The sequence below is a fragment of the Roseospira marina genome, assembly GCF_014197855.1.
GTDB lineage: Bacteria > Pseudomonadota > Alphaproteobacteria > Rhodospirillales > Rhodospirillaceae > Rhodospira > Rhodospira marina.
Genome location: NZ_JACIGJ010000001.1, coordinates 448,797 through 472,121 on the forward strand (window position 1 = coordinate 448,797; position 23,325 = coordinate 472,121).

The 23,325-nt window shown below is 65.8% G+C and carries 20 protein-coding genes; 14 read left to right on the forward strand and 6 right to left on the reverse strand.

What is annotated here, in order from left to right:
* Positions 1-76: 76 nt before the first annotated feature.
* The 8 genes from GGD82_RS02150 to GGD82_RS02185 all read left to right on the forward strand — a co-directional run bounded on the left by GGD82_RS02150 (position 77) and on the right by GGD82_RS02185 (position 7,693).
* Complete coding sequence (locus GGD82_RS02150; RefSeq protein WP_170284087.1) at positions 77-1,093, forward strand: class 1 fructose-bisphosphatase; 1,017 nt, start codon at positions 77-79, stop codon at positions 1,091-1,093.
* 72 nt (positions 1,094-1,165) lie between these two features.
* A complete protein-coding gene (locus GGD82_RS02155; RefSeq protein WP_150060415.1) occupies positions 1,166-2,047 on the forward strand; it encodes a phosphoribulokinase in 882 nt (293 codons plus the stop codon).
* Positions 2,048-2,127: 80 nt separating this feature from the next.
* Entirely contained in the window at positions 2,128-3,591 is a 1,464-nt protein-coding gene (locus tag GGD82_RS02160) for a form I ribulose bisphosphate carboxylase large subunit (RefSeq protein ID WP_150060414.1), read from the forward strand.
* Between the two features lie 39 nt (positions 3,592-3,630).
* Positions 3,631-4,050, forward strand: a complete 420-nt coding sequence (locus tag GGD82_RS02165; protein WP_150060413.1) for a ribulose bisphosphate carboxylase small subunit — start codon at positions 3,631-3,633, stop codon at positions 4,048-4,050.
* A 96-nt stretch (positions 4,051-4,146) separates the two neighbouring features.
* Positions 4,147-5,124: a CbbX protein gene (cbbX, locus tag GGD82_RS02170; protein ID WP_150060412.1), complete on the forward strand. Its 978-nt coding sequence runs from the start codon at positions 4,147-4,149 to the stop codon at positions 5,122-5,124.
* Entirely contained in the window at positions 5,121-5,837 is a 717-nt protein-coding gene (rpe, locus tag GGD82_RS02175; protein WP_246163660.1) for a ribulose-phosphate 3-epimerase, read from the forward strand. Before cbbX ends, rpe begins: the two co-directional genes overlap by 4 nt.
* A 105-nt stretch (positions 5,838-5,942) precedes the next feature.
* Positions 5,943-6,974, forward strand: a complete 1,032-nt coding sequence (locus GGD82_RS02180) for a hypothetical protein (protein ID WP_150060411.1) — start codon at positions 5,943-5,945, stop codon at positions 6,972-6,974.
* Positions 6,975-7,219: 245 nt separating this feature from the next.
* The gene (locus GGD82_RS02185; RefSeq protein WP_150060410.1) at positions 7,220-7,693 is read left to right on the forward strand and encodes a DUF3429 domain-containing protein; all 474 of its coding nucleotides are present in this window, start codon (positions 7,220-7,222) and stop codon (positions 7,691-7,693) included.
* Between the two features lie 27 nt (positions 7,694-7,720).
* Here the strand turns inward: GGD82_RS02185 and GGD82_RS02190 are convergent, their stop codons facing one another.
* The 5 genes from GGD82_RS02190 to efp all read right to left on the reverse strand — a co-directional run bounded on the left by GGD82_RS02190 (position 7,721) and on the right by efp (position 13,596).
* Positions 7,721-9,136, reverse strand: coding sequence for a peptidoglycan -binding protein (locus tag GGD82_RS02190; protein ID WP_246163659.1), 1,416 nt, complete (start codon positions 9,134-9,136; stop codon positions 7,721-7,723).
* A gap of 48 nt (positions 9,137-9,184) precedes the next feature.
* Positions 9,185-10,378, reverse strand: coding sequence for a flagellar motor protein MotA (locus GGD82_RS02195; RefSeq protein ID WP_150060409.1), 1,194 nt, complete (start codon positions 10,376-10,378; stop codon positions 9,185-9,187).
* 35 nt (positions 10,379-10,413) lie between these two features.
* Complete coding sequence (locus GGD82_RS21315) at positions 10,414-10,707, reverse strand: OmpA family protein (RefSeq protein ID WP_170284086.1); 294 nt, start codon at positions 10,705-10,707, stop codon at positions 10,414-10,416.
* A gap of 1,469 nt (positions 10,708-12,176) precedes the next feature.
* Positions 12,177-13,028 (reverse strand): inositol monophosphatase family protein, encoded by an 852-nt coding sequence (locus GGD82_RS02205; RefSeq protein ID WP_150060407.1) that lies wholly within the window; start codon positions 13,026-13,028, stop codon positions 12,177-12,179.
* A 1-nt stretch (position 13,029) separates the two neighbouring features.
* The gene (gene efp, locus GGD82_RS02210) at positions 13,030-13,596 is read right to left on the reverse strand and encodes an elongation factor P (RefSeq protein ID WP_150060406.1); all 567 of its coding nucleotides are present in this window, start codon (positions 13,594-13,596) and stop codon (positions 13,030-13,032) included.
* 101 nt (positions 13,597-13,697) lie between these two features.
* On the opposite strand from efp, the gene epmA reads away from it, so the two are divergent.
* The 4 genes from epmA to GGD82_RS02230 all read left to right on the forward strand — a co-directional run bounded on the left by epmA (position 13,698) and on the right by GGD82_RS02230 (position 18,918).
* Complete coding sequence (epmA, locus tag GGD82_RS02215; protein WP_150060405.1) at positions 13,698-14,771, forward strand: EF-P lysine aminoacylase EpmA; 1,074 nt, start codon at positions 13,698-13,700, stop codon at positions 14,769-14,771.
* Between the two features lie 254 nt (positions 14,772-15,025).
* Positions 15,026-16,054, forward strand: coding sequence for a pyruvate dehydrogenase (acetyl-transferring) E1 component subunit alpha (pdhA, locus tag GGD82_RS02220; RefSeq protein WP_150060404.1), 1,029 nt, complete (start codon positions 15,026-15,028; stop codon positions 16,052-16,054).
* A gap of 20 nt (positions 16,055-16,074) precedes the next feature.
* Entirely contained in the window at positions 16,075-17,517 is a 1,443-nt protein-coding gene (locus tag GGD82_RS02225) for a pyruvate dehydrogenase complex E1 component subunit beta (protein WP_150060403.1), read from the forward strand.
* Between the two features lie 15 nt (positions 17,518-17,532).
* Positions 17,533-18,918, forward strand: coding sequence for a pyruvate dehydrogenase complex dihydrolipoamide acetyltransferase (locus GGD82_RS02230; protein ID WP_150060402.1), 1,386 nt, complete (start codon positions 17,533-17,535; stop codon positions 18,916-18,918).
* A 131-nt stretch (positions 18,919-19,049) separates the two neighbouring features.
* On the opposite strand, the gene GGD82_RS02235 is transcribed toward GGD82_RS02230, so the two are convergent.
* Positions 19,050-19,442 (reverse strand): helix-turn-helix domain-containing protein, encoded by a 393-nt coding sequence (locus GGD82_RS02235; protein ID WP_150060401.1) that lies wholly within the window; start codon positions 19,440-19,442, stop codon positions 19,050-19,052.
* Positions 19,443-20,088: 646 nt separating this feature from the next.
* Here GGD82_RS02235 and GGD82_RS02240 point away from each other — a divergent pair.
* Positions 20,089-21,858, forward strand: coding sequence for a type I secretion system permease/ATPase (locus tag GGD82_RS02240; protein WP_246163658.1), 1,770 nt, complete (start codon positions 20,089-20,091; stop codon positions 21,856-21,858).
* A 76-nt stretch (positions 21,859-21,934) separates the two neighbouring features.
* Positions 21,935-23,311 (forward strand): HlyD family type I secretion periplasmic adaptor subunit, encoded by a 1,377-nt coding sequence (locus GGD82_RS02245; protein WP_170284085.1) that lies wholly within the window; start codon positions 21,935-21,937, stop codon positions 23,309-23,311.
* Positions 23,312-23,325: the final 14 nt, after the last annotated feature.

Here is a 23,325-nt window from a genome sequence, read left to right on the forward strand (position 1 = left end):
AATCGCTTTTGTTGAGTGCGTGGGGCAGGGTTGGCCTCGTCCTTGAACAAGAATGACACCGGGAGGGACGGCGGACATGGCGGAGGGATCGACGCTGGAACAGTGGCTGGACAGCCAATGCGACGCACAAGAGGGCGCAAGGGCGCTGTCCGCGACGCTGGCGATCCTCGCGGACGGCGTTCGACGCCTCAGCGCGATGATCCGTCAGGGGGACCTGATTGAGCGGCCGGCCGTGAATGCCACGTTGCGTTCCGTGCTGGAGAATCAGGCTGCCCGCGTCTTCCGCGCCAGCGCCGAGGCGGCGCCGGTGGCCCATCTCGCTTCAGCCGACGACACGGATGTCGTCACGCTGGACGATGCGGCGCCCCTGGCCCTGGCCATCGATCCGCTGGACGCCTCCAACGGCCTGGATGGGAACGTTCCCACCGGCACGATTTTTTCGATCTACCCGAAGGCGGCGGATCCGCTCGCGTCGTTCCTGCGGCCCGGACGGGAGCAATGGGCGGCCGGGTACGCCATGTATGGGGGGCGGACCCTGCTGGTGCTCACGCTCGGGCGCGGCACGGCGGTGTTCACGCTCGACCCCGCCACGGACACGTTCATTCTGACCGATGGCGCGTTGACGACCCCGGAGGACGCCAGCGCGTTCGCGATCAACGCCGCGAACTACCGGCACTGGGAACCGCCGGTTCGGGCCTATATTGATGACTGCGTCGAGGGGACGGACGGCCCGCGCGACAAGGAATTCAAGATGCGCTGGGTTGGGTCTCTGGTGGCCGAGACCCACCGCATCCTCACCCAGGGCGGCATTTTCCTCTACCCCCGCGACAACCGCCCGGAGCACGAGCGGGGCACGTTGCGCCGGGTGTTTGGCGCCATGCCCATCGCCCTGATCACCGAACAGGCCGGCGGCGGCGCCACCGATGGCGACCATCGGCTTCTCGATACCGTGCCGGCGTCCCTGCACGCCCGCGCTCCGCTGGTCTTCGGGTCCCGCAAGAAGGTCGAGCGGGTCAAGCGTTACCACGATGACCCGGACTTCAACATCGCGGGGGCCCCGCTGTTCGGGGTGCGGGGGCTCTTTCGGGGCTGATCGCCGCGCGGGCAAGGGCGCTCGTAGGGCCCGGCCCAGCCAAGAAACGACGACGAGGGGAGCGGATACAGGATGTCGCAGAAATTTCCCATCATCTCGGTCGTTGGGTCCTCGGGGGCGGGGACATCGACGGTCAAGCACACGTTCGAGCAGATTTTCCGCCGTGAGGGTGTCACGGCCGCGATGATCGAGGGGGATGCCTTCCATCGCTACAACCGCCTGGAAATGAAGGCGGAAAACGATGCCCGCACCGCCGCCGGCGACTACACGTTCAGCCACTTCAGCCTCGACGCCAACCTGATGGCTGAGCTGGAGGAGGCCTTCCGCGCCTTTGGCGAGACGGGCCGCACGCGGACCCGCTACTACATCCACAACGCCCAGGAGGCGGAGGAGCACGGTGCCGAGCCCGGCACCTTCACGGAGTGGTCAGAGATCGGCGAGGACTGCGACCTGCTGTTCTACGAGGGCCTTCATGGCGCGGTCGCCAAGGATGGCGTCAACGTTGCGCGCTATGCTGACCTGAAGATCGGGGTGGTGCCGGTCATCAACCTGGAGTGGATACAGAAAATCCATCGTGACCATGCGCAGCGCGGCTATTCCACCGATGCCGTGCAGGACGTGATCCTACGCCGCATGCACTCCTACACGAACGTGATCTGCCCGCAGTTCACGGAAACGGACATCAACTTCCAGCGGGTGCCGGTCGTCGACACGTCCAACCCCTTCGTGGCGCGCTGGATCCCGACCGCCGATGAATCCCTGGTCGTGATCCGCTTCCGCAACCCGCGCGGCATCGATTTCTCGTATCTGACGTCGATGATCCAGGGCAGCTGGATGTCGCGGGCGAACTCCATCGTCATCCCGGGCGGCAAGCTTGATCTGGCGATGCAGCTCATCCTGACCCCGATTATTGAGCGCATGGTGACACGCGCCCGGCGGGCCCGGCAGGCCTGACGGTGGTCGTGGCACATTGATCCGAATATTTCCGCCGAACCGAACTCCAACGTACCTACGAAACCTGAAGGAGACGATCCATGGACGGTGATGACAGCAAGGTCCTGAAAGGCGCCGAGCGGTACAAGGCCGGTGTTCTGAAGTACAAGCAAATGGGGTATTGGATCCCGGATTACGAGCCGCGCGAGACGGACATCATCGCGGTCTTCCGGATCACGCCGCAGGACGGTGTGGACCCCGAGGAAGCGGCCGCGGCCGTCGCCGGTGAAAGCTCCACCGCGACCTGGACCGTGGTGTGGACCGATCGCCTGACCGCGACCGAGAAATATCGCGCCAAGGCTTACCGCGTCGATCAGGTGCCGAACGCGCCGGACCAGTACTTTGCCTACATAGCCTATGACCTGGATCTGTTCGAGAACGGCTCCATCGCCAACCTGACCGCGTCCATCATCGGCAACGTCTTCGGCTTCAAGCCCCTGAAGGCCCTGAGGCTGGAAGACATGCGCCTGCCGACCGCGTACGTGAAGACCTTTATGGGGCCGGCGACCGGCATTGTCGTCGAACGCGAGCGCCTGGACAAGTTTGGCCGTCCGCTGCTTGGCGCGACCGTGAAGCCGAAGCTGGGCCTGTCCGGCCGCAACTACGGCCGCGTGGTGTACGAGGCGCTCAAGGGTGGTCTCGATTTCACCAAAGACGACGAGAACATCAACAGCCAACCGTTCATGCACTGGCGCGAGCGCTTCCTGTACTGCATGGAGGCGGTCAACAAGGCCCAGGCCGCGACCGGCGAGGTGAAGGGCACGTACCTGAACGTGACCGCCGCGACCATGGAAGACATGTATGAGCGCGCCGAGTTCGCGAAGGAACTGGGCTCGAACATCGTGATGATCGACCTTGTGATCGGCTACACGGCGATCCAGTCCATGGCCAACTGGGCGCGCAAGAACGACATGATCCTGCACCTACATCGGGCCGGTCACTCGACCTACACCCGGCAGAAGTCGCACGGCGTGTCATTCCGCGTCATCGCCAAGTGGATGCGTCTGGCCGGTGTCGACCACATCCACGCCGGCACCGTGGTCGGCAAGCTGGAAGGCGATCCCGCCACGACCAAAGGCTACTACGACATCTGCCGCGAAGAGTTCAACCCGATGTGCCTGGAGCACGGGCTGTTCTTCGATCAGGACTGGGCGTCGCTCAACAAGCTGATGCCGGTGGCCTCCGGTGGCATTCACGCCGGCCAGATGCACCAGCTCATCGACCTGCTGGGCGAGGACGTCGTGCTTCAGTTCGGCGGTGGCACCATCGGCCACCCGATGGGCATCGCGGCGGGCGCCACCGCCAACCGCGTCGCCCTGGAAGCCATGATCCTGGCCCGCAACGAGGGCCGCGACATTCTGGCGGAAGGCCCGGACATTCTCGCCGACGCCGCCAAGTCGTGCAGCCCGCTGCGCGCCGCCCTGGATGTGTGGAAAGACGTCACGTTCAACTACACCTCGACCGATACGCCGGACTTCGTGCCGACGGCCACCGCGTCCGTGTAACCGGCGCCCGCAGACGACGACGAGATTGGAGAGACGATCATGCGTATTACCCAGGGCGCCTTTTCCTTCCTGCCCGACCTGACCGACGAGCAGATCAGCAAGCAGATCCAGTATTGCATCGACAACGGCTGGGCCGTCAGCCTGGAGTTCACCGATGATCCGCATCCCCGGAATACGTACTGGGAGATGTGGGGCCACCCGATGTTCGACAATCCGGACGCGGCGGCGCTGATGTACGAGTTGGCCGAATGCCGCAAGGTTTACGGAAACCAGTACATCCGCGTGGTGGCGTTCGATGCGTCCCATGGTTGGGAATCGGTGCGCCTGTCCTTTATCGTCAACCGGCCGGAGGAGGAGCCCGGGTTCCGCCTCAGCCGTCAGGAGTCCGTAGGACGCAATCAGCGTTACACGACGACCTCCTATGCCGTGGATAAGCCGCAGGGCAGCCGGTACGCGTAACCTAGGATGGAAGCCACCGCCCTTCGCGTCCGCTCGGGAAGGGGAGGGCGGTGGCCCTCCGCTTCCCGCCCTTGAGTCCTGAGTTGAGAGGCCCCGATGTCCAACGCCAGCCCCGAAACGCCGACCCCTGCGGACACGCCGGACACTCCGACGTCCGTGGACCTGCATCAGGAGTTCGAAAGCTCCGGCGTCAAGGATGTGCTGGAGGATCTGGACCGGACGCTGATCGGCCTTGCGCCAGTCAAGCAGCGCATTCGGGAAACCGCCGCCCTGCTGCTGGTGGAACGCGCCCGCCAGCAGATGGGGCTCGCGCACGAAACGCCCACGCTGCACATGAGCTTCACCGGCAATCCCGGGACCGGCAAGACGACGGTGGCCCTGCGCATGGCCAACCTGCTGCATCGTCTGGGTTACATCCGCAAGGGCCATCTAGTCTCCGTGACCCGCGACGATCTGGTCGGGCAGTACATCGGCCACACCGCGCCGAAGACCAAGGAAATCCTCAAGAAGGCCATGGGCGGCGTGCTGTTCATCGACGAGGCGTACTATCTGTACCGCCCCGAAAACGAGCGCGACTACGGCCAGGAGGCCATCGAAATCCTGTTGCAGGTGATGGAGAACAACCGCGACGATCTGGTTGTCATCCTGGCGGGATATGGTGACCGCATGGAAAAGTTCTTTGAGAGCAATCCGGGCTTCCGGTCCCGTATCGCGCACCACATCGACTTTCCGGACTATAGCGACGAGGAGCTGTTCCAGATCGCCGAACTGATGCTGAAGCACTTGAACTACACCCTGACACCGGGCGCAGCCGAGGCCCTGAAGGAATACGTTGGCCTTCGGCGCACCCAGCCGCATTTCGCCAACGCACGCTCGATCCGCAACGCGCTGGACCGCGCCCGTTTGAGGCAGGCCAACCGCCTGTTCGAAAACACCGATGGCCCGATCGATGCCGCGACCTTGTCCGCGATCGACACGCCGGACATTCGGGCCAGCCGGGTGTTCCGGGGCGGGCTGGACTCCGACGCGGCGCTCAAACATCGAAACGGCAACAGCCAAGACACCCATGAATGAGGGACGTTCGCACCATGACCTTCGACCGCTCGCTTAAGATAGCGCCCTCGATTTTGTCCGCCGACTTCGCCAACTTCGGCGCCGAGTGCTGCGCGATCGAGGCGCAGGGCTGCGATTGGGTGCACGTGGATGTGATGGACGGCCATTTCGTGCCCAACATCACATTCGGTCCGGCGATGGTCCAAGCCATCCGGCCGCACGTCAAAACGATCATGGATGTTCACCTGATGATCGCCCCAGCGGATCCGTACCTGGAGGCGTTCGCCAAGGCGGGCGCGGATATCCTGACGATTCATCCCGAGGCCGGGCCGCATATGGACCGCTCGCTTCAACTCATCCGGTCGCTGGGGTGCAAAGCCGGTGTGGCGTTGAACCCGGCCACGCCCGAGTCCGTGATCGAGTACGTGCTCGACACCATCGATCTGGTCCTGGTGATGAGCGTGAACCCCGGCTTTGGCGGGCAGAGCTTCATCCCGAGCGCAGTCGAGAAGGTGCGGCGCGTGCGTGCGATGATCGGGGACCGGCCTATTCATATCCAGGTGGATGGCGGTGTTACGGCCAAGACGGCGCCGCTTGTGGTCGAGGCCGGCGCGGATGCGCTCGTGGCTGGATCCGCGGTGTTCAAGGGCGGATCCGTGGCGACACCGGAGGTCTATGGCGATAACATGCGCGGCATTCGAGAGAGCGTGGCGGCCGCCGCCCGGGCGGCGTAACGGCGCACCGCTGCGGGCAACAGGCTGTTCTGGCCCTGTGATGGGTGCTATTCTGTACGGAAGCAGACGAATTCTGCTCTCAACTGTGGACCAGGATGGTGCTCCATGAACACGATCTCCTCGTCGTCGGTTCTGACCCATACGGCTCGGACCTTGATGATGCGGCCGGCAGGGTCCCAAAGGACGGACTCGCAACAAGCCTATGGCGGGCAGTCGGACCCAAGTACGGCGCATACACGCGCGCGCGATGCTCTGCTCGACATTCTGGATCAGTTCGATCCGGATGCGGCCAAGACCTTGAGGGAAAAGGCGGAAGAGGCGGATCAACTGCACACACAGTTGAAAAGCGTCGCATCGGACGCGCAATCGAATCGCAAAGCGGCCGCCCGCGAGAAAGTGGAACGCATCAAGGCCCAGCTTCAGGCGCTGAGGATGCTGGCCGCCACGAACCCCGAAGCGGCGGCGCGTCAGGCGGCCCGACTTGCGCGCCAACTGGCCTCGGCGGTGCGCGAGTACAAGGCGGCCGGCGGCGACGCCAGTGCCGTCGGCGGCGCGGGTATGGTCGTAAGTGCATCCGTCCCCGCGTCCGCTGGCGGCGCTATGTCGGCGTCCGCCGGCAGTGCGGCTTCGGCGAGTGTGACGGCCGGGGATGCCGTAACGACCGCCAGCGCACCGGCGGAAGGGACGTCGGCGGCTGTTCCTCCGCCGCCCACCGTTCCGTCCCTTTCGTCTGCTGCGGCGCCGGCCGGTGACACGCCCACAGGCGACGAGCCATCGGCTGGAGAGGGGGCAGGCGATGAGGGCGACGTCCCCTCGGAGGGCGTCCCCGGCTCCAACCGGGCGGCGGACTCCAAGAAAGCCGACGAGAGCAAACGGGATAGCCAGTCTACCCCCGGCAACGACGACGCCAAGTTTGCGGAGGAAGTGCGTCGGTTGAAGGCCCAGCTGAAGGCTATCCTGGAGGCCGCCAAGCGACACAGCCGCCTCGAGGAGGAAGAAGCACAGGACGCCGTGGACGATGAGGTGCAAGCGGGGAACGAGGCCTTGCGATCCGCGGAGGCCGCGTTGTCGGGTCTCGGGGCGGGCGGGCTTGCTGGGACGGTCGATGCAATGCCGGCCCTCTCTCTCCTGGTCTGACCGTCGCCTGGATGGCGCCCAATGGAATTGGGGGGCGCACCGCCCGTGGCTTACGGCGCGTGCGTTTCCCGCCCTGGCCGTGACCGTCCAAAGCGCATCGCTTAATATCTGGGCTGCGCAAAAAAGTCCTATATTTCTGCTGTCTAAGAAAACCGTTCCCTGTGTGTCGGGGGAGATTTGTTTCAGATCGCGCAGGATCTGCTCTAGGATGACAGGCGGTGTCATCCCAGAGGAGGTATTGGGTTATGCGTTCGGGTTTGCCGGTTCCCCCCGCCGTTGTCTGGCTCGGCAGCACAGGGTTGTTGCCGTTTGTCGCCGGAACCGCGCTGACCTGGTTGGGGAAGGGGCAGGCGGCCGCCACGGCGAGCTTTGCCGTCCTCACCTATGGCGCCGTCATCCTGTCCTTCCTCGGGGGCATCGTCTGGGGCGTTGCCGCCGCCGCGACACACCGCCTGGACCGCGAGGGCAGCGCGGAGCTGTTTGCGCTGAGTGTGATTCCGCCGCTCGTTGGCTGGTCGGCGCTTTTCCTGGACGGGATTCATGGCTTTACGCTGCTCGGCCTTGCCTTCATCGGCCAGCTTGCCCTCGACAAGCGCATGCGGGACCTGGGGCTGGTTCCAGCGTGGTGGCTCGGTCTGCGGTTGGGCTTGACCTCCGGCGTCATCGTCTGCCTCGCCCTCACCGCCGTGGCCAGCGCCATGCACGCCACGGCCGGTTAAAGGCGGCGTAGGGAAACCGTCGGGCGCCTAACGCTGATCCAGCTTCAACTCGATGCGGCGGTTGCGGGCGTAGGCCTCCTCAGTATCGCCCTCGGCCACCGGCCGATACTCGGCGAAGCCGGCGGCGGCCAGACGTGCGGGGGGCACACCCTGATCGATCAGGAAGCGCACCACCGAAATCGCCCGGGCCGTGGACAGTTCCCAGTTGTTGGCGAACGCGGCCGTGTGAATGGGGCGCTTGTCCGTGTGCCCGTCCACCCGCAGGATCCAGTCGATTTCGGCGGGGAACTGCTGGGCGATGGACATCAGGGTGTCGGCGAGGTGCGCCAGATCATCGCGCCCGGCCGGCCCCAGGGTCGCCTCACCCACGCCGAACAGCACCTCGGACTGGAACACGAACCGATCGCCTTCGACCCGGATGCCCTCGCGGTCACCGAGAACCTCGCGCAGGCGGCCGAAGAACTCTGACCGATACCGCTGCAACTCCTGCACCCGGGACGCCAGGGCCGTATTCAGGCGCTCACCCAGGTTGGCGATCGTGGCCCGTTGCGCTTCCGCTTCCACCTCGCGTGCGTCCAGCAGATCGCCAAGGCGCGCCAATTCTGCCCGCACCCGCTTGAGCTGTTCGTTCAGCAGGGCGGCCTGGGCGCGGGCCTGTTCCGAGATGCGCTCCTGGTCGGCCAGCGCTCCCTCCGTCTCGCCGAGGGTGGCATCCATGTCACGGATGCGCGCCTCCAACTGGCTGCGGAGAGCGGTGAGCGCTTCGACGTCCTGCCGGAGCTGCGCCATCTCGGCCAGGGTGGTTTCGATGGTTTCCTTGTCGGCGCTGATGGTGTGGTTGGCCGCCTCCAACTCTTGACGCAGGCGCTCGCGCGTCGCCTTCAGGTCCGCGATCTGAGACTCCAGGCGGGCGAGATCGGCGACCCGGGACTCGATCGTCTCCTTGTCCGCCGCGATGGTGGCGTAGGCCTCCTCCAGATCGGCTTCGCGTTGATCGAGCGACCCGAGGGCGTCGCGCAGCCGCTCCGAAAGGGAGCGTTGATCCTCCTGGAGGGCGCCGATGCGCTGGCGTTGACGGTCAACGAGATCCAGCGCCTCCGCCAGTTCAAGCTCCGTCGCCTCACTGGCGCGAGCGGTGCCGATCAGGGATTCCCACCGCGCGTTGGCGGCCTGTAGGTCGCCCGACAACTGCACCACGCTGGCCCGCAGGTCAGCATTGTCCTGGCGCTCCAGCGCCAACTGATCCTCGTACTCCGCGATCCGATCCCGGAGTCGATCCAACGCCGCATCGCGGCCACTCAACGCCTGACCCATAAAAAACTGGGCCAGGACGAACACCATCAATACAAAGATGACGATAATCAGCAGCGTCGCCAGGACATCGACGAATCCGGGCCATATATCGAGGGTGTGGCTGGCGCGGCGGCGACTCTGAGTGGCCATGCTCGTCCCTGAGGTGGAGGAGGGGGCGGTCTGGACCGGTTCCGGGGCTTATCCGCCCGGTCGATGGGAGGGCGGCGGATCCGACATGCCCGCTGCGGCGGCGATGGTGCGGGCCAGCAGCTTGATTTCAGCCCGCAACTCCTTGACGGTCTGCTCTCGGCTGCTGGCGAGTTCGTTGGCCATGTACGTCACGGCTGCGTCCATGTTGCGGATGTGGCCCCGGGTCGTTTCGTCGACCCCGGTGTCGGGGCGGTGCTCCGCCGTCTCGACAAGGCGCTGCATCAGGGGGCGCAGGTCGGCGTGGCTCTCCGCCAGTCGCAGTAGCACCGCCTGCTCGGTCCGCATCTGTTCGGCCAGGGTGCCCAGCGTGTCGACCAGCGACCGCATCTGGATCTGTGTGGCCACGCGCCCTTCCTCGCCGCGTGCTATGGTCCGCTGAAGCTCGTCGAGGCTGTCGGCCGTCTGCTCCAGAAGGGCCTGGATGTAGGCCGGCACGGACCCGCCGCCCTCGACCTCCCCCAAACTCCCGCCTGAGGATAGCCGGGTCAGGCTCGACAACCATTCTTCCAGGTCGTTCAGGAAGGTGTTCTGCGCCCGGCTCGACTGGAGGTCGAGGAAGCCCAGGATCAGCGATCCCGCGAGACCCAGCAGCGACGAGGAAAACGCGGTTCCCATCCCCGCCAGGGGGGCCTCAAGACCGGCTTTCAGGTCGTCGAACACCGCCTGGGCGTTGTCGCCGGCGATGGTAAGGTCGCGGATCACACCGCCGATCGAACCCACGGTCTCCAGCAGGCCCCAGAAGGTGCCCAGCAGGCCGAGGAAGATCGACAGGCCCATGACGTAGCGTGCCAGATCGCGGGATTCGTCCAGCCGGGACGCCAGACCATCCATCAGCGAGCGCAGCGCAGGTGCGGAGATCGAGAACCGGCCGCGCCCGACCGACTTCTCTTTGTGCTCGGTCAGCATCTGGGCCATGCCGCCCAGCAGGGGCGGGACCTGCTCCTGCGTCAGGCCGACCTCACCCGCGCGGAACCGTTCCACCCAATCCACTTCTGGGCCGAGCCGCAGGACCTGCCGGAAGTTATGGCCGATGCCGAACAACACAACGAAGACGATCAGTCCATTCAGTGCCGGGTTGGCCATGAAGGCCGACGCCAGCGCCGGGAACAGCACGGCGGCCACGATCGCCACCATGGCGACGAACAACACCATGCGCGTCAGAAAGCGGCGCGGTCGGGTCATGAACGGGGCTCCTGAACGTGCATCACCGGCGGGCCCTACCGATCCGACGTGACGATGTCGACGCGGTCCTTGCGTCCCTCGCCGGCTTGGTTGCCCAACGCACGGACGTCGATCCGCGCGCTCGCCACACCTCGATCGATCAGATAGGCGCGCACCGACAGGGCCCGCGACAGCGATGTGCGACGCGCCTGATTGGCATCGCCCCCACCATCAGCATAGGCCCGGACCGTCGCTCGCGCACGCGGGTTGCCGTCCAGGGCAGCCACCACGCCATCAAGGGCCGCGCGCGCCGCGTCCGGCAGTTCCGTCCGGTCCGTGTCGAACGGCACGCTGACGGTCCCACCGACGGACGGAGCCTGGCCGTCAGCCGCCGACGCGGCGGGCGGGACCGTCGTCCCCTCGGACGAAGGACCGCTGTCCGCCGGTGCGCTGTCCGCCGGTGGCGTCAGAGCAAGGGGCGCGGGACCCGAGGCCGGGGCGTCATTCGAGCGGCTTTGGGTCTCGGGCGGCGCGGGTGGCGCCGGACTCTCGGCTGGAGCTGGCGCAGGCGCGGGGCGCACGGCCGCGGGTGGCTGGCGCATAGCCGTACCCGGCACCGCCAGCGGCGGTGGCGCAGGCCCTACGCGACCCTGTGCATCCGACGTCAAACGGGTTGTACCCACGGACAGGCGCGTGCGCGTCGGGGCGGCCCCGTCGCGGCGCGCGGGGCGCGCCGGCGGTTCCGGCTTGGCCATGGTGACCGTGAACGGCACCGGGGGGCCGGCCGGCGCAGACGGCGGCGCAGATACGGGCTCCGCCGGCTCAGGCGTGTCCGAGGCGAGCGGCTCTGGCGGTGGTGCAGGCGCCGGTTCCGGCGGCGGCTCGGTCATCGCGGTTTCAGGAACCGGTGGCGGTGCCCCTGACGGCGTGACTGCGGGTGGGGTCGTGGGTTGCGGTGTCGGTTCGGCCACTTCGGGCGGCGCGGGTGGCGTGCCCGCAGGAGCCTCTCGCACAAACGGATCCGGAACCGGCTCGGGCTCGGACGGCGGCGGAGCCGTCGCGCGTGCTGGCGCAGGCGATGGAGCTTGCGTGGTCGATGGCCGCGTCGTTGAGGGGGGCGGAGATGGGACCGCGACGGGCGCCGGCGCGCTCATTCCCGGAGGCAGAGTGAGCTGCGAACGGGGCATACCGCGTGGCGGCAGTTGCAGGGGGCTCCCGACCTGCGGCGGCGGCGCGTTGGCCGACGGCTGGTTCCCGTAGGGACCGGGAAGGGCCCCAGCCGAAGGCGGCGAGGAAAAGGCGGGGTTGACCACGATGCTTGGGTCCTGGCCCCAGGCCAGGGTCGGCATGCTCAGGGCAACAAGCGCCGAGCCAACCAGCGCGGACCGCAACAGGCTCCGTTGCGGCCGGTATGGAGAGGTCCTGGGCGTCCAAAAACGGTGTTGGGCGGACGGGGTCGGGTGTCGCTTCGCGCGCATGATCGGCCGTTGCCTTCTTCGGAGCGGTCGTGTCGCGGGGCCGAGGCGCCCCCCGCACACGACGAGGCGACCAATGGGTTCGGTCGGCCGGGGGCCTCGACAATCAACGGGAGTTCACACGAACCGGAGGACCGTGAAACCCCTCGATTTTCGACACCGTATATCAGGGGGGAGTCCGGGGCAAGCGCAGCCACGCGGCGCGAAAACGCGCGCGCTGAGCGCGGTCTGGCCTGGACGGGTCGGAGAGGTGGTGGACGGGTATTGGACGGGGCAACCGGGCAGGGACCCTTGGCAGGCGGACACGCCAAGACGCGCCGCCATACGCAAGGCCGTCCCCGCCGTCAGGACCCGGTCGATGCCGGAGTGTCGGCGGTCTGTGCCCGCGCGGCGGGCGGCTCCGCCTTCGGCCCAACCAGATCCATCAGCGTGGCGTGCAAGGGCTGATTCGCAGCCAGTATTGTGCCGGTTTTCAGGGGATCCGCGTTGCCCTTGAGGTCGGTGACATTGCCCCCGGCCTCGCGCACCAGGATGATCCCGGCGGCGATGTCCCAAGGGTGTAGGCCGCTTTCCCAGAAGCCGTCGAACCGCCCGGCGGCGGTGAAGGCCAGATCCAGCGAAGCCACGCCCATGCGTCGCAGGCCGGCAGACACCGCCATCACCTGGGCCGCTTGCCGCAGGAACGCGGCGTGGCCCGGACGCCCCTTAAACGGGATGCCGGTGGCGAACAGGGACGCAGACAGGTCCCGGCGCGCCGACACGCGCAGCCGCCGATCGTTGACGAAGGCACCCTGGCCTTTCTCGGCCCAATAGAGTTCGTCGGTGATCGGGTTCAGGACCACACCCGCGATGATCTCACCCTCTCTCTCAAGACCGATGGAGATGGCGAAATGTGGGATGCCGTGCAGGAAGTTCGTGGTGCCATCCAGGGGATCGACGATCCATCGAAAACGGGAATCGCGGCCTTCGTCGGCACCGCTTTCCTCCATGAGGAAGCCCCAGTCCGGCCGCGCCTTCTTCAGCTCGGCCTTGATGACCCGCTCCGCCTTCATATCGGCATTGGAGACGAAATCGCCGGGCCCCTTGACGGACACCTGAAGCTGCTCGACCTCGCCGAAGTCGCGCACGAGGCCGCGCGCCGCCTTGTTGGCGGCCGCGACCATCACATTGATGTTGGCGGAGCGAAAACCGGCCATGTCAGTCCTTGGCCCGTTCGACGTAGGTGCTGTCTTCGGTGTTCACGACGATGCGCGTGCCCGCCTCGACGAAGGGCGGGATCATGACGCGCACGCCATTTTCCAGGATGCCCGGCTTGTAGGACGCGGCAGCGGTCTGCCCCTTCACCACGGGGTCGGCCTCGACCACTTCCAGCACGACCGTCTGCGGCAGCTTGACCGAAATGGGCGTGCCTTCAATAAAGTTCACGGCGACCTTCATGCCGTCCTGCAGGAACGGGGCCTGTTCGCCCATCGCCTCCTCGGGCAACTGGAACTGGTCGAACGTCTCATCGTCCATGAAGTGGCAGCCGACCTCGTCCTTGAACAGGAACTGGCAGTCCCGTTCGCGCACGTCCAGCCGCTCCACCGTGTCGGCGGTGCGCCAGCGTTCGTTCGTCTTGTTGCCGGTCTGGATGTCGCGCATCTCCACCTGGATGAAGGCGCCGCCCTTGCCCGGCTGGATGAGCTGGATCTTAAGCACCGACCACGTCCGGCCCTGGTGATCCAGGACCATGCCGGGGCGGATGGTATTGGCGTTGATTTTCATGCGTTCATTCCCTCGAATGCGGGCGGACCCTAGCAGGTTGGCGCCGGGCAGGCAACTGCCCGGCGGCGTTGCCACAACCTTTTGATTAAACTGGATTTATCATGACCGAAGCAGCGGGCGGGCGCCCATGGTGGCACCCGGACGTCCTGGCCGACCGCAGGCCGATATTGGCCGTGCGCGGCCAGGTTCTGACAGCGGTACGGCGCTTTTTCACCGAGCGGGCCTACGTCGAGGTCGAAACGCCGGCCTTACAGATTTCACCGGGGCTGGAGCCGCACCTGCGCGCTTTCGCCACCGCCTGGACGCCGCCGGACGGCCGCCCTCCACTGCCTCTCTATCTCAACACCTCGCCCGAGTTCACCATGAAAAAGCTCGTGGCGGGTGGAATTCCGGCGTTGTTCCAAATGGCGCGGGTGTATCGCGATGGCGAGCGGTCGGCCACTCACCATCCGGAATTCACCATGCTGGAGTGGTACCGGACGGGGGCCACCTATACCGATCTGATGGACGAGACGGAAGCCCTTGTGGCGACCTGCCAGCAGGCGGCCGGCGGCGCGCCGCTTCAATGGTGCGGACACGAAGCGGATGCGGTGCAGCCGTGGCGCCGCCTGTCTGTCGCGGAGGCGATGCGGGAATACGCGGGCGTCGATCTCATGGCCTGCCTGCCGCCGCATCCAGCGCGGGACCCAGACCCGGCGCCCCTCGCCGCCGAAGCCCGGCGGCTTGGTCTGTCGACGGACGAGGGGGACCGCTTCGACGACGTCTTTTTCCGCATTTTCCTGGAGCACGTCGAGCCGCGCCTTGGATTCGGTGTTCCCTGCCTGCTTTATGATTATCCAATCTGCATGGCCGCGCTATCGCGGCCGAAGGCGAACGACGCCCGTCTGGCGGAGCGGTTCGAGGTTTATGTGTGCGGTCTGGAACTGGCCAACGCGTTTGGCGAACTGACCGATGCCCGCGAACAGCGGGCGCGCTTCGAGGCCGACATGGATCTCAAGCAGGCCCTGTATGGGGAGCGTTATCCCATTGATGAGGACTTTCTGGCCGCCCTGGAGCATGGCCTGCCGGAGTGCTCGGGCATTGCGCTTGGCATCGACCGTCTCGTGATGCTGTGCGCCGGCGCGCGTCGGATCGAGGATGTCTTATGGGCGCCCGTCGCCGATAAGCGCGCTTGACCAGGAGACCGCTCTCCCGAACACCGCGTCGAGGCGGGTTTTCTTCCCGGAACTCAGGCGATTAACCGAAATTCGGTTAACTATGATTTGTGCGTTGCGAAGCAAGGGGTTACGGCGATTTCCCCCTTGAAAGCCTCGGCAAAGCCGCTACTTCTTTGCAGGCGGAGCGCGCGGATGCGCACGCCGTCGGGCGGCCCGTGCGTCGGTGCCGCCCGCTCCTGGATCAACAGGATACCGGCTAGGGAGACCACGGCATGGCGGCATCACGGCGGACGCGAAGCGGCGGCAAGGAGGAGTCCGGGACACCTCAGGCCAAGCGGTTCGAGCCCGACGAACTGGAGCATCTGTACCGATCGATGCTCGTGATCCGCCGGTTCGAGGAAAAGGCCGGCCAGCTGTATGGCATGGGCCTGATCGGCGGCTTTTGCCACCTTTATATCGGCCAAGAGGCCGTGGTGGTTGGCCTTCAGAAGCTGGCCCGCCCGGGGGACTCCATCGTGACCAGCTATCGCGACCACGGTCACATGCTGGCGGCCGGCATGGACCCCAAAGGGGTTATGGCGGAACTGACCGGCCGTGCCGGGGGCTACTCCCGCGGCAAGGGCGGCTCGATGCATATGTTCAGCCGCGAGAAGGGGTTCTTCGGCGGCCACGGCATCGTCGGTGCCCAGGTGCCCGTGGGCACGGGGCTCGCCTTTGCCCACAAGTACCGCGAGGATGGCGGCATCTGCATGTGCTACCTCGGGGACGGTGCCGTGAACCAGGGCCAGGTCTACGAAAGCTTCAACATGGCGGCCCTGTGGGGCCTGCCTATCGTCTACATCATCGAGAACAACAAGTACGGCATGGGCACCTCGGTCGAGCGCGCGTCTGCTCCCGGGGATCTGTGCCAGCGCGGCGCCGCGTACGGCATCCCCGGCAAGTCGGTGAACGGCATGAACGTGCTGGACGTCATCGAGCACTGCGCCGAGGCGGTCGAGCACGTCCGCGCCGGCAAGGGGCCATACCTGCTGGACCTCAAGACCTATCGCTACCGCGGCCATTCGATGTCCGATCCGGCCAAGTACCGCACCAAGGAAGAGGTCTCCAAGATGCGCTCGGAGAGCGATCCGATCGACCAACTCAAAACGCGCCTGCTCGACCAGGGCGTTTTTGATGAGAATCACCTCAAGGACATCGACAAGCAGGTGAAGGGCATTATCGGCGAAGCCGCCGAGTTCGCCCAACAGAGCCCGGAGCCCGATCCGTCGGAGCTTTGGACCGATGTTCTGGTGGACGCCTGAGGCCGGGGGAGACGCGCGCTATGCCGACACAGATTCTGATGCCCGCTCTGTCCCCGACGATGGAGGAGGGCACCCTGGCCCGCTGGATGAAAAAGGAAGGCGATACGATCAGCGCCGGGGACGTAATCGCCGAAATCGAGACCGACAAGGCTACGATGGAGTTCGAGGCCGTGGATGAGGGGACTCTGGGCAAGATCCTGATCCCCGACGGGACCGAGGGCGTGAAGGTCAACCAGCCCATCGGCCTGTTGCTTGAGGAGGGCGAGGACGAAAGCGCGCTGGAGGAGGCCGCGAAGGCCGGCCAGAGCGGTGGGTCTGGCAACGAGTCCGGCGGCGGTGCGTCGGACGGCGAGGCGGACTCGGCGCCGAAGACGGCACCAGCCGCACCGAAGTCGGGTCCCGCTCAGCCCCCGGTGCCGTCCTCCGGCAATCACGGCGCGCAGCCGGACGCCGACGAACCCACGTACGATTCGTTCAAGCGTCAAACGGTGCGGGAAGCGCTGCGCGACGCGATGGCGGAGGAGATGCGCGCCGATCCCGACGTTTTCGTCATGGGCGAGGAGGTCGCACAATACGAAGGCGCCTACAAGGTCACCCAGGGTCTTTTGTCGGAGTTCGGCGACAAGCGCGTCATCGACACGCCGATCACCGAAATGGGCTTTGCTGGCCTCGGAGTCGGCGCAGCGTTTGCGCGGCTGAAGCCGGTGGTCGAATTCATGACCTTCAATTTCTCCATGCAGGCCCTCGACCAGATCATCAACTCGGCCGCCAAGACCCTATACATGGCCGGCGGACAGATGGGGTGTCCCATGGTGTTCCGCGGGCCGAATGGCGCGGCCGCCCGGGTGGCCGCGCAGCACAGTCAATGCTACGCCTCGTGGTACGCACACGTGCCTGGTTTGAAGGTAATTTCCCCGTGGTCGGCCGCCGATGCCAAGGGCTTGCTGAAGGCTGCCATCCGCGACCCCAACCCCGTCGTGTTCCTGGAGCACGAGATCCTCTACGGCCAGACCTTCGACGTTCCGGACGTCGAGGACTTCGTGCTGCCCATCGGCAAGGCGAAGGTCGAACGGGTCGGCTCCGATGTGACGTTGGTGGCGTTCTCCCGCATGGTCGGGCATTGCATGGCCGCCGCCGAGACCCTGGCGGAGCAGGGCATCGAGGCCGAGGTCATCAACCTGCGTACTCTTCGGCCGCTCGACACGGCAACCCTGCTGAAGTCGGTGCGCAAGACCAACCGCGTTGTGACCGTTGAGGAAGGCTGGCCCTTCGCCGGAATCGGCGCCGAGATCGGCCAGATCTGCATGGAGCAGGCGTTTGACTGGCTGGATGCGCCCGTAACGCGCGTGACCGGCGCAGATGTTCCGATGCCATATGCGGCCAACCTGGAAAAGCTGGCGCTGCCGCAGCCGGAGCACGTGGTCGAGGCGGCGCGCGCCGTCTGTTACCGGTCCCAGGCGTAAGGGGAGCAAGGGCCTATGCCGACACCGATCCTGATGCCTGCCCTATCGCCGACGATGGAGGAAGGCACGCTCGCCCGATGGATGAAGAAAGAGGGCGACACCATTGAATCCGGCGATGTTATCGCCGAAATCGAAACCGACAAAGCGACCATGGACTATGAGGCCGTGGACGAGGGCACGCTGGGTCGCATCCTGGTGCCCGCCGGCACCGAGGGCGTGAAGGTCAACCAGCCGATCGCCCTCCTGCTGGCCGAGGGTGAGGATGCCAGCACTCTGGACAGCGCCGAGGCCGAGGCGAAAACGGGGGGTAAATCCGGGGCCGAATCCGAGGACACGGGAGCACCCAAGGAGCCGGCGGGCGCCCGCGGACCGAAGGACGCGAAACGCGAGACGCCGGCGCCCGCTTCGGACGGTCCCGTGCGCCCCGCCCCGCCTGCCCCGACCGATGCGGAAGGAGAGCGCGTGTTCGCCAGTCCACTCGCCCGGCGCCTGGCCGCCGAGGCCGGCCTCGATCTCGCCGGGATCTGCGGCTCAGGCCCCCATGGGCGCGTGGTTCGCGCCGACGTCGAGAAGGCCCGCAAGGATGGCGCCGCCGCGACGCCGACCAAGGACGGGAAACCGGCCGACGCGGCAGCAACTCCGCCTGCCAAGGATGGGGCTCCGACGGTTGCGACGCCGGCTAAGGCGGTGAAGAGCCAGTTGCAGCCATGGCAGAGCTACACGGAAGTACCGAATTCCCAGATGCGGAAGGTCATCGGCCGCCGGCTGGTCGAATCCAAGCAGACGGTGCCGCACTTCTATCTGACCATCGACTGCGCGCTGGACCCGCTGCTGGACCTGCGCAAGCAGCTCAACGCCCGGGCCAAGGACGGCGAATACAAGATTTCCGTCAACGACCTCATCATCAAGGCCGCCGCCGCCGCGCTGCGCCGTGTGCCGGCCGCGAACGCGGTCTGGACCGATGAGGCAATCCTGATGCTGGAGACCGTCGACATCTCGGTGGCGGTGGCCACGGACCGGGGCCTGATCACACCCATCATTCGGGATGCGGACACCAAGGGCTTGGCCACCATCGCCGCGGAGATGAAGGATCTTGCCGTCCGCGCGCGGGACGGCAAGCTGAAGCCCGAGGAGTTCCAGGGCGGCGGGTTCTCCGTCTCCAACCTGGGCATGTATGGGATCCGGGAGTTTTCCGCCATCATCAACCCGCCGCAGAGCTGCATTCTGGCGGTGGGGCAGGGGGAACAGCGCCCGGTCGTCAAGGACGGGGCATTGACCATCGCCACGATGATGAGCTGCACCCTGTCCGTCGATCACCGGTCGGTCGATGGGGCGGTCGGCGCAGAGTACCTCGCCGCGTTCAAGGTGATCGTCGAAGATCCGTTGTCGCTGCTTTTATAAACGCCCGATGATCCGAACCGAGGCGTGCCCGATACACGGGGCACGCCTCGGTGCATTATGGGGCGATGCTGACCAATCAGGTCTCGAGCCTTCCGCGCCATCCGCATGTCACGCGAAAGCGCTTGAGAGGATCAGCCGCGCGTCTTGGCGACGGACGGAGAGGGGGTACTCTCCGCACCATCGGTCTCCACATCGTCCGGCATCAGGTCCGCTGGCAACGCCGGCCCTTCGCCCGCGAACAGAATGCGGTGAGTCACCGGATCGTAGAAACTCAAGAGAGTCTTGACGAAGCCGACGATCGGCAGATCCAGGGCGTGGGCCCACTGCTCATAGCGATCCGGCGGAATCCGGCCGCGCCCCGCCTCAATCTGCGAAATAAACGTGTAGTATTCTACATGGACCAACGCGGCCAACTGGCGCTGAGAAAGCTGGCGACGCTCGCGCAGTGCTTTGAGCCATCGGCCGGCCGCTCGCCGCAGCTTCTGCGCGTCCGGACCGGCACCCTGCTGAGGATGGGAATACACGGACAGAGGTCCCCCACGGCTGAACGTCAAGACGAAAGTGCGAACTTGGGAACCCGCACGGCCCCCGCGTTCATGATGACGGCGCTACCTCGGCCGGCTCCGCCCAATGTGGTATCTTCTAGCCTTCGTTGGACCCTGGAACCGGAAGTTCGTCCGCTTTCAGATGACATCCTTCGCATGAGATACGTCCGTTTGGGTCTCGTTGGACCATAAACCGGGCATGGAGCCTCTTCAACAGTTACTGTACAGGGGCCGGACGCCCCTCGGCCGATGGCCCCGGTTCCGATTGGTCCTGCGTCCAAGCCGCGCCCCAGTCCACCATGGGGTGCCGGTGTCGGTGGGCCGGGTCTGAACGTCTTCGTTTCGTGGAATTTCTGGGGAATATGTTGGCGCTTAACAAAGGGGTGGCGACCCCCTATTGTTCAGCGGAGTTGCCGACGGCCCGTCCGATGGGCGCGGTCCATGCCCAGGTTCTGAACAGTGTTGTCTCGGACGTCATTGCTGCGAATGCTATCCTATGCGGCCCGCTGCGGCTGGGCTCTACCTGGGGTGCGCTCGCGGTTGAGCGGGCGGGTAGTGGCGCCGCCTGCGACTCGGGATGAGATCCACTTCGTCGGACACTGAGGAACCGGCAACGGAGCAGGTTTTGAAACAATCGTATGGAAGTGAACTGGACCGCGCGCTGCGCGCCTTTCGGGGTGTGTTCGTGGCTACGTTCGGCTTCAGCTTTTTTATCAATCTTTTGATGTTTGTGGCGCCATTGTACATGCTACAGGTGTATGATCGGGTGCTGACCAGCCGCTCAGTGCCGACTCTCGTCGGCCTGACCGTCATTGCCGCCGGCACGCTGATTGTCATGGGGACTCTGGAAACGCTCCGGGCCCGCATTCTGGTGCGCACCGGGGCCAAGCTCGATGAGCGGCTCGGGGCCACGCTGTTCTCGGCCGTGTTCCGGCGCAGCGTCGTGGCCCCCGGCGGCGGGCAGACCCAGGCCCTGCGCGATCTGGATTCCGTCCGCGAGTTTTTGACCGGGCAGGGGCTCCTCGCGTTCATTGACGCCCCGTGGGTTCCGTTGTTTCTTGCGGCGGTTTACCTTCTGCATCCCATGCTCGGGCTGGTCGCGACCGGCGGTGCCGTCGTCATCTTCACGCTGGCCGTCATCAACGCCTTGTGGTCGCGCGAGCCCTTGAAGGGGGCCAATGTGGCCAGCATCAACGCCAACGCCTACGTCTCGACCAGCGTTCGCAATGCCGAGGCCATGGAGGCGATGGGCATGATGCCTGGGATCCTCCGCCGCTGGAACGACAAGCATCGCAAGGTACTGGCCCTGCAATCCCAGGCCAGTGACCGGGCCGGGGTCATCGTCGCGCTGTCCAAGGCCGTGCGCATGTTCCTGCAGATCGCCATTCTCGGCACGGGGGCGTATCTGGTCATTCACCGGTACGCCAGCCCCGGCGTGATGATCGCCGCCTCCATCCTGATGGGGCGCGCTCTGGCTCCGGTCGAGCAGTCGGTGGCGCAATGGCGCAATTTCACCAACGCGCGCGCGGCTTATGGCCGCCTACGTGAGCTGTTGAACTCGACCCAGGCGGATCAGGAGCGGATGGCCCTGCCAAGCCCCGAGGGGCATCTGGCAATGGAACGAGTCGTCGCCGGGCCGCCCTTGGCCCGGACGGTTGTCCTCAAGGGGGTGTCGTTCACTGTAAGCCCCGGCGAGGTCCTCGGTGTGATCGGCCCCAGCGCAGCGGGCAAATCAACGCTTGCGCGGGTTCTGGTCGGTGTCTGGCCACCCTATCAGGGCACGGTGCGCCTGGACGAGGCCGATCTGGCCCATTGGGATAAGTTGCTGCTCGGTCAGCATATCGGCTATCTGCCTCAGGACGTCGAACTGTTCGATGGAACGGTCGCCGAGAACATCGCCCGATTCACGGAGATCGATCCGGAGGCCGTGGTGCGCGCGGCCCAACGCGCCAGCGTGCACGACATGATCCTTGCCCTGCCGGAAGGCTACGATACGCAAATCGGCGCCGGCGGCGCGGTCTTGTCCGGCGGGCAACGCCAACGGGTGGCCCTCGCCCGCGCCATGTACAACGAACCGCAGCTCATTATTCTGGACGAGCCGAACGCAAACCTTGACTCGGAGGGCGAACACGCCCTGATGGGAGCCTTGAACGGCCTCAGGCGGGAAGGCAAGACCGTCGTGGTCATCACGCACCGCCCGACGCTGCTCAACGCCGTGGACACGATTCTCGTGCTGAAGAACGGCATGGTGGACGCCATCGGACCGCGCAAGGAGGTTCTGGCGAAGGTGATGCAGCCGAAGGCCGTGGCGTCAGGGCCGGGCGGAGGAGATGGCGCCGCGCCCCGATCGCTCCCTGGCGCCTCGATGGGGCCGACCGGCGGTCGCGGAGCTTGATTGCGCCACTATGCTTCCCGAGCGCGGCCGGGTCCGCCGCCCGCCGGAGTCCGATGTGAAGGAGACGTCTCGCGTCATGTCATCCCAAGCCAACATCGTCCCCTTGCAGGAGCGGGGCGGCCTGCCGGCACGCTACACCCCGCCGCCGCAGCCGGAAGAGCCGGGCCCCCCGACCGACGCGCGCCCGATCATCCTGCTCGGCATTCTGGTGGTGCTGGTGATGTTCGGCGGGCTCGGCACCTGGGCGGCGACCGCGCCGCTCGACAGCGCCATTATCGCCCCCGGCACGGTGATCGTGGAAAGCAACCGCAAGGCCATCCAGCATCTTGAAGGCGGGATCGTCTCCGAAATTCTGGTGGAAGAGGGCGACGTCGTCCAGGCGGGCGACGTTCTGCTGCGTCTGGACGCCACCAAGGCCAGCGCGAACGCCGCACTTTACCAGAAGAACATGGATGAACTCGTGGCGCTAGAGGCGCGCCTCCTGGCCGAACAGAGCGATGCGGACACCATCGACTTCCCCGACGACCTGCGATCCAAGGTGTCGGACCCCGATGTCCGCGATCTGATGGAAAACCAGACCGAACAGTTTGTTGAACGCCGGCGCTCCCTGGAAGGACAGATCGCGATTCTGGAACAACGCATTTCCCAGTATCAGCAGGAAATCACGGGCCTGAAGGCGCAGCACGACTCGCAGCTTCGCCAGCTTGAAATCTTCAAGGATGAGCTTGTGGGCCTGCGGGAGCTGTTCGAGAAAGGGTATTATCCGCGCACGCGCATCCTGGCGATGGAGCGTGAGGTTGCGGGCCTGGAGGGGACCATCGGGGCGACGGTGGCCGACATTGCGCGCGCCGAGAAGGGAATTGGCGAAACCAATCTGCAGATCATCCAGACCAAACAGAAGTTCCGCGAGGAGGTCGTGGCCCAGTTGCGTGAAACCCGCAACGAGATGGGACAGGTTCGCGAAAAGCTCGTGGTGGCCGAGGATACCCTGCAACGGGTCGACATCCGATCGCCCCTGGCGGGGACGGTGCAGAACATCAAGGTTCACACCGAGGGGGGCGTAATCCGCCCGGGCGACACGTTGATGGAGGTTGTGCCGACCGACGACCGCCTGGTGATCGAAGGGCAGGTGTCGCCCATCGATATTGACGCCGTCCATGCGGGCCTTCAGGCGGAGGTGCGGCTGAGCGCCCTGTCGATGCGCAGCACACCCATCATCCTGGGAACGGTCACCACCGTGTCCTCGGATCGCATCGTCAACGAGCGGGAAAACACGGCCTATTTCCGCATTCAGGTCGTTGTCCCCGACGAGGAACTGGCGAAGCTGGGCGACCAGACCCTGTCCGCCGGCATGCCGGCCGAGGTGGTGGTCAAGATCGGCGAGCGAACGATGCTGGATTATATCGTCAAGCCGATGACGGATTACTTCGCTAAGGCGTTCACCGAGCAATAACCACGCTCCTGAAG